Here is a 12,034-nt window from a genome sequence, read left to right on the forward strand (position 1 = left end):
TAGGCAGATGGATTTGCCCACCTTTCGAGGGCACTACTATGAAAATGACTCCTCAACGCAACAAAGCCATTAATATCGCTGCAGCGATCAGTATCGTTTTGTTTTCTGCGATTCCCACCTACGTAAGTGCTGATCACTTAGACCCCCATTATCTAGAGCCGAGTCATCTAGAAACCAGCTATCTAGACTCCTCCTCCGTCGAATTTATGACACCAGATTTTGATCAGGGGTATCTTAACGATGAGATTAAAGAAAACCTTATTCTGAAATAATTCTTCAACACATTACAAAACGTTATATAGCTCTTGTTTTCTATATAACTCTCATCTTCTTATAGAGCCGTGCTGAGTGATTAAGACTCCGTTCCTGAATCACTTTTTCTAGGCTGATGACATTCAAAACCGCAAATGCAGACGCTAAAAAAGACACCACACTCGTCAAAAAGTGTGGTGTCTTGGTTATTATTGCAAGGCTAATTAACTAACAATAGTTAAGATTAGTTGGCTGGACGCCAAACGCCCCATTTGTCATTTTCGTAAGTCGCTTTAGGGTTAGTACCACCTTGAACCCACCATTGTGCTTTCCATGACTGGTTCGAGTAAGTCACGACTTCGCCACCAAGGTAAGTCGCTGATGAGTCCCACGTACCTGGATCTGGCGTAGGGTCTGGGTCAGGAGTCGGATCAGGATCCGGCGTTGGATCTGGGTCTGGTGTTACGCCACCTTCATCAGCAATTACTTCAAAAGTGAAGGTTTCAAAACTGTCGCTTTCAATCGAGCTAGCCATAAACGATAAAGTTTCGTTTGCAGTGATGCCAGTGGTATCAACTACGATAGAAGCCGTGCCGTTATTTTGAATGCTTACAGAAGTACCTTGAGTTTGAGTCAATGTCGCCGCTTCGCTTGTTGCAATTACAACTTTGTCGCCAGCATTCACTACGTTGTCACTCTTCACTAGCTCGTAGATGTCGCCTTTTAATGGTTCAACACCACCGTCGCCACCATCAATCAGCGTTAACTGACCAGAAGCACGGCTATCTTTTGAGTTAAAGAAGTTACGTGAAGGATCGTTTTGGAAGTACATGTAGTGCTGCATTTCAGCGTGCCAATCACCAATGAAGATCGCGCCATCTTTAAACTCTTCGTGCCAGCCGTTAATCTCTGAAGCCAACAAGCGAGCCCAATCGTTAACGTTTGAAGCGTCGATAACGATGTCGAAGCTACGCGCGACTTCACCGTACTTGTTGATGATGTCGTACTTAACCGTATCACCAATTTCTGGCGTACCAAACTGGTCAGAAACAAACAGGTCGCCACGGACTAGATCAGGTTGAGGTGTAGGCTCTGGTGGAGGGGTTGTGCCACCCGCGATAGTGATGTCTGAACAGTTGTAGAAGCCTTCGCCCGCAGCATCATCACGTTGCCAACGAACGAATAGAATCGCATCGCCAGAACGGTCTGAAGGAATAGTGACATTAATGCGGTACTTGCCGCCATTAACCGGAACGTTACCCTCTTCTTGGATAAGATCTAAGTCTCCCCACGCTAGGCCTTTGCTTAGGTCCGCGTTTGGTTTCGTTAGGTAGAACTCCCAGAAAGAAGGGTTGTGTGGCGCTGTCGCATTGAATACATATTCAAACGTACCAGTATTTAGCTCGGTACGAGTCCAACCAGTATGAGGCGCACCCATGCCGCGTTTTTGCGAATCGTTGGCATAACATAACGTGCCGTCAGGAATCGCCGCTTTTACAGCATTGATATTATTGAAATCTTGGACATTTTTCGCGTACTCGTTACGTTGAACAAACGGGTATGAACCCGAAATGTCTTTTGCTTGAGCACACGCAGCATTAGGTGGTGTACCCGACCAAATCCCGCCTTGCTCGTAACACGTGTTCTGACGCGCGCTTGGAAACTCAGACCAACCATGAGCATTTGCCACTGACGGCACACTCGATAGCATAGCCATACCCACTGCTATTTTTAGAATATTATTATTTATTGTTGTCACTTTCCCACTCTCTATTATTTTACCCTAAACACAAAACCAATTGGTTACTAACCAACCAGCACCGTAATTCGAAGGTTTATAGTTTCCGACTTAAAGAACAACGAAAAATATATACGTCAATTTTATCAATAACAGCGGGTTTTATATTAATAGGAATCAGCATCACACAACTCAAACAAATGCGTTGTAGATAGATGATATTGGTTCGAATTATCAATTTTTACCGACAAAAATTACGCATTCCCTAAGAAAATAGATCGCTAGGAAGGTATTTTTTCATTGAATTAATTGGAGTGAAACGCTCGCATAAATAATGATATTGAGTGCTTTTTATCATCATTATTATTACGTTGTTGAGACTGCTGTAAAGTCGCTAAGCTATTGAGCGTATACGTTTATAAATGGATAAATCATTAAACGTTAATTTGAACGAGCTAAACTAATAGCGGCTATTCATGCCAAATCGATTCGACATATCATCGTCCATACGACCGCCCTTCCAACCGCCACCGCCCAACAAATTAAGTACATCACGCGCGTTATATTCCTCACCACCGAAGAAGTCATTAGACACATTATTACGCAGCAATTGAATGGCTGGAGCAATTTCAGCAGCAAGGTCTTGTGGATCAGCAAACAATGCTAAGGCAACCAGTTGTTGGCGCTTACTTAATTCACATGAACTCGTTTCTACTTGCCCAATAGAGAAAAAGTCACTGCTTCCGTACGCTTTCACCAACTTTGCAGAAAGTGATTTGATTACTTTCTTGATTCGTCGTCGTTGAATATATCTAAACATATAGATTGCCTTGTATTGATGAGCTTAAGTTAACCAAACAGCAGATAAGTTTGATTGTCGACCGAGATGCTTTTTACTTGCGTGTTAAATACGGATTCTAGCTGTTCAGGCACAAGCACTTGCTCTGCACTGCCAGATGCTTGTAGTACGCCCTTTTCGAGCAGCAGTACTTGGTCGGCATGCCTCAAGGTTCGGTTCAGGTCGTGGTTAGCCATAATAACCGCAATGCCCTTCTCAGCCACTCGTTCGATAAGCTTGTACAACAAGGCTTCTTGAGCAATATCCAACGGAGCTGCGGGTTCGTCGAGGATCAGCAGCTTCGCGTATGGGTTAAGTGTCGGCCAAATTTGCAGGCACATTCCCGCCAAACGTACGCGTTGCCATTCACCACCAGACAGTGTCTGAATTGAGCGATGAAGTTTGTCTGCAATGTCTAGCATCTGGCTGATTTCTTCCAAAGCTGCGTTGATTTCAGCATCAAGGCCGTGTGAGGAGCCTGGCAGTGACAATGCAAGATATTGGAACACTTCTAAGTTGAAGGCTGGCCTTGCGCTTTGGCACAAGTAAGCGCGATGCAATGATAAATCTTGTAAAGACAGCTCCGACAAATCCTGCCCGTCGATCTTTATATCGCCTTTGTAACCATCACCAATTCCAGATATCGCTTCGAGCAAGGTACTTTTACCGCTGCCATTAGGGCCGATAACGTGAGTCACCTGCCCTTGCTTGAGCTCAAATGATAGTGGTAATAAACGAGCGCCGACGCTCAGGCTCTTAATTTGAATCATGATTTTTAATTAACATCCAAATGAAGATAGGCGCACCGATACTGGTGGTCATCACACCCAAAGGCAGCTCTGCGGAATCTAATAAGGTTCTTGCACAGATATCAGCAAACACCAACAACGCAGCGCCAGCAACGGCAGACAAAGGAAGAAGGTATTTGTTATCAGTACCAATCGCTAAACGCAACAAGTGTGGCACAACCAAGCCAACAAAGCTGATCACGCCACCTAAAGCTACCGCGCAGCCGACTAAAATAGACACGGCGAAAATTAGACGCCAGCGCAATCTCGGTACGTTTACGCCTAACTGTGCGGCATGCGTTTCGCCAATCATTAACTTATCTAGCTTACTACCTTGCAGGCACAGCCAAATAATCACGGGGATCATCACCAACGTGAGCGAGTGTTGATACCAAGTGACGCCACCTAAGCTGCCCATCAGCCAATACATCAATAAGCGTAGACTTAAGTCATCACTAAAATAGAACGCCCATGTCACCATCGCGCCAGAAAGAATGCCTAACGCGACACCCACTAGCAGTAATTTAGCCGTGGTGAGTCGCATGGTTTTTACCATGCTCACTAGAATCACGGTAAAACAAAGTGACCCTAAAACGGCGGCAATCATGAACAGTTCTGGGGTAGGAGCAAACGGCAAGAAGAACAGTACGATAACCATCGCCAAGCTTGCACCACCAGAAATGCCGAGCACACCGGGCTCTGCTAATACGTTACCCAATAAGACTTGTAAACTTGCGCCAGATACGGCTAACCCTGCCCCGATAGCAATAGCCGCCAATAGTCGAGGTAAGCGTAAATCAACCAGTAGTTTTTGTTCTAACGTGGACAATGTGCCCAGAGGGGAAATGAAAAGATCGCCAACCATTAGGTAAATCGCACTCAGCGCGACAAGCAGTGCTGCCATCAGATAAATGGCTCTAGTCCATTTGCGCTGTTTTTGGTGAAGAAGTTGTTGGAAATCCATATCAAGCTACTTTGAAAATGTTCGCGTAACCTTACCTGTATCCCCAAATAAACTCAAGGCTCACACCGTAATGTGAACCTTGATATTTCAACCAGTTGAGCGGTTGTTTTCGTCGTTTAAACCCGAGTCGATATTAATCGTACACAAGCTGACCATGGTCGAATCGCGTTTCAACTTCACACACCATTAAGGCTGCTCGTTGACCGATAGCAACATTACGATTAGGGAACACCACCGCTTCGTTTTCATTCTTAGCCATTAACGGTTTATCACCATCATGACCGAATACTTCACCGTGCTTGAACGCGGTAAAGTTCTCTACAGAATCTGAGAACATGAAATCGAAGTCATCATGTAAACGAACAATGGTTCTGCTCACGCGATAAGTGATGGTTCGCTTAGGTAAATGCTCTGGCTCAACTTCAGCAATCAAGTTACGCATCGCCAAGTCAAAAGCCGTTAGCTTATCAAGTTGGTTCTCACCAATTCTCGCGACCTGCCCTAGTTCCATTGTCAGTGCTTGCGCTTCGAAGTTTTCAGCACTGTACCAACTGAATGTACTGGTTGGCGCATTTGACAACAACACTGCTTCCACGTGCGCACTGTTAATGAAATCAAACAGCTCTTTACTGCGTACTTCGTGGCGAACTTTAGGGCTCACTGCAAACGAGTAATGCTTAGATAAACGGATTGCACAGTGCAAATCTAGATGCCAACGAGTGGCAGGTTCCGTTTCTTTGTAAAACTCAGTCACCAAGAACTTCAAGTTCTTCGCGATATCCACTTCTCGATTGCTCTCGTACTGCTTTTCATCAAACAGACGATTCATGTTCACATCAAGAAAACGAGTATGCGCGTTAGTGGCTTCTGGGTGAGCTATGATAAACAAGCATCTCGCGTTTACTACTTGGAAACCTGTTTCAATATCCTCAATGAGCTTATCGATCAGCTCCATTGGTGAAGTTTCGTCGCCATGAACACCGGTTGAAAAAATGATGTTCTTGGTTTCAGAATTAAAATCCGCGGGAATCACTTCCAAGACACCGCGTTGATGAAGCTTAATTTGAACACCGTTACTCAGTACGGTCTGTCCTGCAAACACTTCTTGCTCAAGATCTAGGCTGTCAAAAAGAAATGATTGGCGAAAGAGGGTCTTCGTCATGCGCTACTCCTTAATTGCACGGCCGTATGTTAATAAATTGTACATAGAAATTGTGTTGCTAGGATCGCACTTATCAACAGAAACTCCGTTATCACTCACAAATACTACCCATATATTTTTATATTACCTGCTGACTTTACTAACCGACATCTGTTCCAAATAACTTTCTCTATTTAAAGAGACTTTTGGTTGTTTCGGCTTATCTCAGGTTATGCCAGCAAGATAAGAGCCACGTAAGCTAACACAGCTCTTACCTGCTATGAACAGATTGAGATCAATTAATCTTCCTGATCGAGCAATCTTTCAAATTCATCGATTTGAACTTTGACCATGTCGATGCTTTGTTGCCAAAAATCAGCTTGAGTCAGGTCCATTCCTAAGTGCTTTTGAACGACTTCTTCCGCCATCATGCTGCCCGTATCACGAAGCAACGAAACGTAATCGCCGTAGAATTGCTCACCTTTCGCATCGCGCTGAGCGTAAACACCTTTACTGAACAGGTAACCGAACAAGTATGGGTAGTTGTAGAAGCTTACTTGAGAGATGCTGAAATGCAGTTTGCTCGCCCAGAAGTAAGGGTCAGCTTCTGTCATTGCATCGCCATACCACTCTTTCCAAGTCGTTTCCATCAAGTCACACAGCTGCTGAGCCGTTAGCTCGCCTTTTTCACGCTGCTCGTAGAAGGCTTTTTCGAATTCGAAACGCACTGGAATGTTCACCATTAAAGCGAGTGAAGAAGACAACTCTTCCCATAACATCTCAAGTTTCTCGTTACGTGTTTGAGCTTGCGTTAACAAGTGATCACGAACGATGTTTTCAGCAAAGATAGAAGCGGTTTCTGCTAGCGTCATTGGGTAGCGTGTTTGACACAACGGCATGTCTTTCATTACCCAGTTGTGGAACGCATGGCCTAGCTCGTGTGCCAATGTCATTAAGTCAGAGCGGCTGCCGCTCCATGTCATGAACACAAGCGGTGTGCGTGTCGCGGCAAACTTAGTACAGTAAGCACCTAAACGCTTGTTGGCTGCTGGTGTGGCATCAATCCAACCATTCTCAACCATCAAAGCAACGAAGTCAGCCATCTCTGGGTTCACTTCAGCGAAGGCAGTTTTGATCACTTCAATCGCTTCATCAAATGGATAAACCTTAGATTCAGCGTCACCAAGCGGCGGCATCGCAGCTAAGTGGTTCCATGGCTTCATTTCATCTAAGCCATGAACTCTTGCCATCAACAGACCCGCTTTCTGGCCTACTGCGCGATTAGCTTTCGCCACAGACATCATGGTGTCTAGCGTTTCAGGCACAATTCGGCTGCCGTGCAAGCTTGGATCTAAGAAATGTACATCTGAGATTTTCGAACGCTTTTTGTTTTCAGTCAGGCGCCAACCTGCAAGCGCATTTAGAATCGAAGCAAATGACTCTTGGTGTGTCTTCATTGCACCTTGAACAGCGCGCCATGCAGGCTCTTGTTTGTCGAATTCGCTGCCGTACAACAAGCTCGCCGCTTGTGAGAAACCAAGCGCTTCTTCTTCACCATCAAGTTTTAGCGACAGTTTCAAAGAGCCCGTTAGGTTGTCGTATAAACGACCCCATGCATCACGGCCATCCACTTTCATTGCTGCTAACAGCTGTTCTTCAGCCACACTGAGTCGGCTGCTTGAAAGCTTACGTGAACTCTCAATCGCGAAGCGTTGGCCTGCAACATCTGCACTCTCGTGTTCTAAAACCGCATCAATAAACTCTGGTTCAGCGTGAATCAGCGTGTCTTCATAAGGGCTAAACGCTTGAGACATTTCAGAGTTAAGCTTTGCAACACGGCCAAGCAACGCTTTGGCTTCTGTGTGGGTCGCGTCGACCGATGCGTGGCAATTAGCGAAGGTGTTGATTGTACTCAGTAACGTGCCTGCCGCTTCTGAAGTATGAATCGCGTTTTGCATCGCTAGAATGATATGACGCTTTTCAACGTGTAGGTTCAACAGCTCAATGCACTGCTGAATGAGTTCAATGTCCTGTTCGATTTTTGCATCATTAAGATCGCTATAAGCAATGCTTAGATCCCAACTTGGTGTTGTCATGACTAAATTCCTTTCACGTAGGTAGTAATACCAATCAGGTATAGCGGCTGTGAACGCCGCTTTATACTTCTATTTATATTTCTGTTTCTATTTACAGATCTAAAAGATTGTTAATTCTTAAACTGTGTTTTTTGAACACTCAGAGAACAGGTATCCCTATCGATTTAACGCTGATAAAGCTCTGCGCAAACTGAGTGATTTGAATATGCGTTATCGATGCGTTTTCTATCGATAACTTCGAGTACAAACTCGGGTTTTTCCAATCAATATTAAGGCAGTGCGCTAGCAGTATGCGAATCACACCACCATGAGTAACCAACAATATGTTGTCACTTGAATCATTCAAAAGTTGCGACCAAGCTTGAGTTACTCTGTCGTGGAAGCTCTGTAAACTTTCTGCGCCAGTTAATTGATGATTAGCAGGGTCTTTCCAAAAGGTTTCTAACATTCCCCACTTGTCTTCAAGTTCATCAAATGGGACACCATCTACTTCACCGAAGTTCATTTCCTGAAAACCCGATGCAACTGATAAAGGCACAGACATACGCTCTGCAAACAAGCTCGCGAGATCACCACATCGTCTTAATGGAGAGCTAACTACGCTATCAAAGGTAATGTATTGTGTAGTTAGTGCCTCACATATCTGTTCTTGAAGATCAGAGTTGACCAGCACATCAGATAAACCATTGAGCGCAGCTTTTCCTTCGACTTTGCCATGTCTTAACAAATAGATGTTTTTGGTTGTTCCATTGACCATGTGTGCGACCTAGCCTTGAATATCAAGCAAGTGATTAGATGGTTTTAAGTGCAGCGGCAATCCGGCAGCAACCAGCGTGACGCGCTCAACGACGCGAGCTAGCGCTTGGTTCATTCGTCCTGCATTGTCCACAAACAAGCGAGACACTTTACCCAGCGGCACCACACCTAAACCGACTTCGTTAGAGACCATGATAATTTGCGCCGGACTTTGCTCGACGCTTTTGACCAATACTTCAACCACGGCTTCAACCTGTTCATTAGTTGCGTCATCACCCAGTTCAAAGATGATGTTGTTCAACCACAAGGTTAGGCAATCAATCAATACCACATCTTCTTTCTCAAAAGACTGCAGTTTTTCGGCTAATTCGACGGGTACTTCATGCTCAATCCACTGCTCGCCACGACGTTGTTGATGGTGCGCGATTCGTTCTCGCATTTCATCATCAAGATATGTCGCTGTCGCAATATAATTGAGGCGTCCATTTGAACATGCTTCAAGCGCACATAATGCTTGTTGCTCTGCAAAACTAGACTTACCAGAACGAGCCCCGCCCAATACCAAATGGCTGTTTCGCTGACTTGCTTGATTAATTTGATTAGCTTGAATAGTTTCATTCGTGTTGGTCATAGGAAGCCGTTATAGAAAGCCATTGTAAAATGCAGTAATGAATACAAGGTAAGTCAGCAACTCCATTAACTGTTGAGCCGCACCCAAGCAGTCCCCAGTAAAGCCGCCAATTCGAGCCGTTAACCACGTTTTAAAACCTGTTCTGAACAGATAGGCGACGACAGATAAAACCAAAGCGAATTCAAGACCAAACCACAGGCTAGGCAGCACGCCTACCAGCAACAAGAAGACAAGTTCGCCTTTGGTTTGCTTGTTGGCCAATGGTTTACTTTTACTGGTATCTAAATCACTGACATAAGGCATGTCGTAAATTAGCGATGCAGCAATCGCGCGGCTAAAGGTATAACTGGTCACGATTACCATAAACAGTCCCGTCATGCTTATGAGTTCATTCAACAGCACCCACTTGCCAAGCAGAGCCATAATCAGAGCAGACGCACCATAAGTACCGATTCGACTGTCTTTCATGATGGTCAAACGGCGTTCTAGGGTCATGCCGCCACCAATGCCATCGGCCATATCAGTCAAACCATCTTCATGGAATGCACCTGTGAGCATCAGGCTAAAACTCATCATCAAGAAAATCGCTACTGCACTCGGCAGTACCGCATCAAGTAGCAAAAACACACCGCCACATAGAGCACCTAACAACAAACCAACCGTTGAAAAGTAACGACCCGAACGATTCATTCGCTCTGATGAATAGGGCATATTCTTCGGCATTGGCAAGCGAGAAAAGAAACCCATCGCCAGTGCAAACAGCTCCCACTGATGGGTGACTCGATCTTTCAACGATCTTTCTGGTACATCACTCATTAAACCGTGACTCCAGCACTTTCGAAGCTCGCCATGTTGTTATAGAACTCGGCTGCCGCACGAATGATTGGCATAGCTAGCGCAGCACCTGTGCCCTCGCCTAGTCTCAAGCCAAGATCAAGCAACGGCTCAGCGTCTAGAAGTTCTAATAGAATTTTGTGTCCTGACTCTTCTGAGCGATGCGCGAAGATCATGTAGTCACGGCAATTCGGTTCAATTAAGGTCGCAACATACGCAGCGACTGACACGATAAAACCATCGACCAGTACAGGAGTTCTGTTTTGATAAGCGCCAAGGAAAGCACCGACCATTTGCACTATTTCGTAACCACCGACTTGAGCTAAAATCGATTTAGGATCGAGTCCTGTGCAGCGTGCAACACCTTGCTCAACCACCTCGACTTTTCGTGATAACTGTTCGTTGTTGATACCAGTGCCTAAGCCTACACACTCTGCAGCAGTTCGGTTTGCTACCGCACTTAAAATCGCTGACGCGCTACTGGTATTGCCGATACCCATTTCACCAAACATGATGATATTGGTGCCATTCGAAATGGTTTTAGATACAAGATCTGTACCCAGTTCAATCCCACGTTCAACCGTTTCTAAACTCATTGCCGCTTCATTGGCAAAGTTATTGGTTCGCGTACCCAAACGCTGAGAGATCAACATGTCACTGTCTGATTCCACAGGCAACAATATCCCCGTGTCGACTACCGTAATATCGATGTTGTTCACCGCACAAAAACAGTTAATCGCCGCGCCGCCGCTTAAGAAGTTCAATACCATCTGTTGTGTGACAGCACTCGGGGCAATACTCACACCTTCGTCAGCAATGCCATGGTCGCCAGCAAAAATGATGATACTTGGCTTATTCAATTCGATGTGTTCAACCGCAGCTTCTTTGCCTTGGCTCTGAATCAAAGCCAGTTGATGTGCGACTTTTTCTAGTAAGCCAAGTGCGCCAAGTGGCTTGGTTTTTTGGTCAATTCGGTGTTGGATGTACTGCGAGTATTGGGTATCTAACATAGTTTTTAAAAACGCTTATTCTGGGTACGTTGATATAGGGCTGCTACTTAGGGCGTGCGACAGAAAACACATTGGAAAGCGTGGCGTATTCACCGCCACCCAATCGAGATAAAGGATCAAGTGCTAACGCGTCGATCTTAAGACGCTCACTGTCTTTGTCGATCACGTCTTCGGAAATGTACACGGTTTCGACTTGAGCAAAGATAAGGCTTTGTGGCACTTCTCCAACCTCTTTTACTTCGTACAAGGTGCATCCAAAAGCGACCGCGCACTCTTTCAATCTCGGTAAAGAGAAGCCTTCAAATTCAACCAGATCAATGTTATTCGCGGTGACTTCCGAATCACCATGTTCAAGGGTAGCTGCTGTCGCCGTCATGGTTTCGGCAGAACTTGAAGAAGCAATGTGAATCACTAGCTTACCCGTTTCTAGGGCATTACGAGTGGTATCTTTGATTTCGCCGGACGGCTTCTTCCCAACCGATAACATCAGTAACGGCGGATTACTAGAAACAGGCGTGAAATAAGAGAAAGGCGCGAGGTTGTACTCTTGGTCAGAAGATTCCGTCAATGCCCACGCAATCGGGCGAGGAACAACGGTTTGTGTCATCAGGTGATAAATCTGAGTGGGAGCAAGAGTATCAAGCTTGAGGTTCATAGCACGTCCTTGGTCTATGTGAATTACGACTCAGTTTACGTGTTAAGCAAGGCTGTATCTATGGCTATGTGGCAGAAACCGCAGAGAGTGTTCTTAATTTAAACAGATCACACTGGTTTTTTCTCAGATTGACAGTCAAATTGACGAACCCTAAAACACAAATAATACTGATAATAGATTTATCAATAACTTACATTTTGGCATCGTTTATGCCTTATCTAAATTACTTATTAATCTCTCCATTGATAAGTACCCATACAGTGAATGCCCACAACACTGACGCTACACGAAGAAAGACAATCGATTGAAAGACAAAACAGAACAACGATTT

At 45.0% G+C, this 12,034-nt stretch carries 12 protein-coding genes; 1 reads left to right on the plus strand and 11 read right to left on the minus strand.

Going from position 1 to position 12,034, the window contains the following annotated elements:
- Positions 1 to 38: 38 nt before the first annotated feature.
- Positions 39 to 272, plus strand: a complete 234-nt coding sequence (locus AB6F11_RS04160) for a hypothetical protein (RefSeq protein WP_102393880.1) — start codon at positions 39 to 41, stop codon at positions 270 to 272.
- Between the two features lie 224 nt (positions 273 to 496).
- Here AB6F11_RS04160 and AB6F11_RS04165 read toward each other — a convergent pair whose 3' ends face one another.
- The 11 genes from AB6F11_RS04165 to AB6F11_RS04215 all read right to left on the minus strand — a co-directional run bounded on the left by AB6F11_RS04165 (position 497) and on the right by AB6F11_RS04215 (position 11,703).
- Positions 497 to 1,963, minus strand: a complete 1,467-nt coding sequence (locus AB6F11_RS04165; protein ID WP_102393908.1) for a lytic polysaccharide monooxygenase — start codon at positions 1,961 to 1,963, stop codon at positions 497 to 499.
- A 487-nt stretch (positions 1,964 to 2,450) separates the two neighbouring features.
- Positions 2,451 to 2,810, minus strand: coding sequence for a DUF6559 family protein (locus tag AB6F11_RS04170; RefSeq protein WP_102320089.1), 360 nt, complete (start codon positions 2,808 to 2,810; stop codon positions 2,451 to 2,453).
- 29 nt (positions 2,811 to 2,839) lie between these two features.
- On the minus strand, positions 2,840 to 3,598 hold the full coding sequence (gene btuD, locus AB6F11_RS04175) for a vitamin B12 ABC transporter ATP-binding protein BtuD (protein WP_102320088.1): 759 nt from the start codon (positions 3,596 to 3,598) through the stop codon (positions 2,840 to 2,842).
- A complete protein-coding gene (btuC, locus tag AB6F11_RS04180; RefSeq protein WP_017065523.1) occupies positions 3,585 to 4,580 on the minus strand; it encodes a vitamin B12 ABC transporter permease BtuC in 996 nt (331 codons plus the stop codon). The genes btuD and btuC overlap by 14 nt, the downstream gene beginning before the upstream one ends.
- 133 nt (positions 4,581 to 4,713) lie before the next feature.
- Positions 4,714 to 5,742 carry a succinylglutamate desuccinylase gene (locus AB6F11_RS04185; RefSeq protein WP_017059157.1) on the minus strand — a complete coding sequence of 343 codons (1,029 nt, stop codon included), beginning with the start codon at positions 5,740 to 5,742 and terminating at the stop codon, positions 4,714 to 4,716.
- A 278-nt stretch (positions 5,743 to 6,020) separates the two neighbouring features.
- A complete protein-coding gene (locus AB6F11_RS04190) occupies positions 6,021 to 7,817 on the minus strand; it encodes a M3 family oligoendopeptidase (protein ID WP_102393879.1) in 1,797 nt (598 codons plus the stop codon).
- Between the two features lie 139 nt (positions 7,818 to 7,956).
- The gene (locus AB6F11_RS04195) at positions 7,957 to 8,574 is read right to left on the minus strand and encodes a histidine phosphatase family protein (protein ID WP_102393878.1); all 618 of its coding nucleotides are present in this window, start codon (positions 8,572 to 8,574) and stop codon (positions 7,957 to 7,959) included.
- A gap of 9 nt (positions 8,575 to 8,583) precedes the next feature.
- Positions 8,584 to 9,204, minus strand: coding sequence for a bifunctional adenosylcobinamide kinase/adenosylcobinamide-phosphate guanylyltransferase (cobU, locus tag AB6F11_RS04200; RefSeq protein ID WP_017059154.1), 621 nt, complete (start codon positions 9,202 to 9,204; stop codon positions 8,584 to 8,586).
- Positions 9,205 to 9,213: 9 nt separating this feature from the next.
- Positions 9,214 to 10,020 (minus strand): adenosylcobinamide-GDP ribazoletransferase, encoded by an 807-nt coding sequence (locus tag AB6F11_RS04205; RefSeq protein ID WP_102393877.1) that lies wholly within the window; start codon positions 10,018 to 10,020, stop codon positions 9,214 to 9,216.
- Complete coding sequence (gene cobT / locus AB6F11_RS04210) at positions 10,020 to 11,048, minus strand: nicotinate-nucleotide--dimethylbenzimidazole phosphoribosyltransferase (RefSeq protein WP_102393876.1); 1,029 nt, start codon at positions 11,046 to 11,048, stop codon at positions 10,020 to 10,022. Before cobT ends, AB6F11_RS04205 begins: the two co-directional genes overlap by 1 nt.
- Positions 11,049 to 11,091: 43 nt before the next feature.
- On the minus strand, positions 11,092 to 11,703 hold the full coding sequence (locus tag AB6F11_RS04215) for a flavin reductase family protein (RefSeq protein WP_017065519.1): 612 nt from the start codon (positions 11,701 to 11,703) through the stop codon (positions 11,092 to 11,094).
- Positions 11,704 to 12,034: the final 331 nt, after the last annotated feature.

The organism is Vibrio sp. 10N.247.311.14 (assembly GCF_041467715.1).
GTDB classification, from domain to species: Bacteria; Pseudomonadota; Gammaproteobacteria; order Enterobacterales; family Vibrionaceae; genus Vibrio; species Vibrio crassostreae_C.

Excerpts from the sequence above, each read along its gene's own strand:
- AB6F11_RS04160 (WP_102393880.1), top strand. The coding sequence starts at position 39 with ATGAAAATGACTCCTCAACGCAACAAAGCCATTAATATCGCTGCAGCG.
- cobT (WP_102393876.1), bottom strand. The coding sequence starts at position 11,048 with ATGTTAGATACCCAATACTCGCAGTACATCCAACACCGAATTGACCAA.
- AB6F11_RS04195 (WP_102393878.1), bottom strand. The coding sequence starts at position 8,574 with ATGGTCAATGGAACAACCAAAAACATCTATTTGTTAAGACATGGCAAA.
- AB6F11_RS04190 (WP_102393879.1), bottom strand. The coding sequence starts at position 7,817 with ATGACAACACCAAGTTGGGATCTAAGCATTGCTTATAGCGATCTTAAT.
- AB6F11_RS04165 (WP_102393908.1), bottom strand. The coding sequence starts at position 1,963 with ATGCTATCGAGTGTGCCGTCAGTGGCAAATGCTCATGGTTGGTCTGAG.
- AB6F11_RS04215 (WP_017065519.1), bottom strand. The coding sequence starts at position 11,703 with ATGAACCTCAAGCTTGATACTCTTGCTCCCACTCAGATTTATCACCTG.
- AB6F11_RS04185 (WP_017059157.1), bottom strand. The coding sequence starts at position 5,742 with ATGACGAAGACCCTCTTTCGCCAATCATTTCTTTTTGACAGCCTAGAT.
- AB6F11_RS04170 (WP_102320089.1), bottom strand. The coding sequence starts at position 2,810 with ATGTTTAGATATATTCAACGACGACGAATCAAGAAAGTAATCAAATCA.
- AB6F11_RS04205 (WP_102393877.1), bottom strand. The coding sequence starts at position 10,020 with ATGAGTGATGTACCAGAAAGATCGTTGAAAGATCGAGTCACCCATCAG.
- cobU (WP_017059154.1), bottom strand. The coding sequence starts at position 9,204 with ATGACCAACACGAATGAAACTATTCAAGCTAATCAAATTAATCAAGCA.
- btuC (WP_017065523.1), bottom strand. The coding sequence starts at position 4,580 with ATGGATTTCCAACAACTTCTTCACCAAAAACAGCGCAAATGGACTAGA.
- btuD (WP_102320088.1), bottom strand. The coding sequence starts at position 3,598 with ATGATTCAAATTAAGAGCCTGAGCGTCGGCGCTCGTTTATTACCACTA.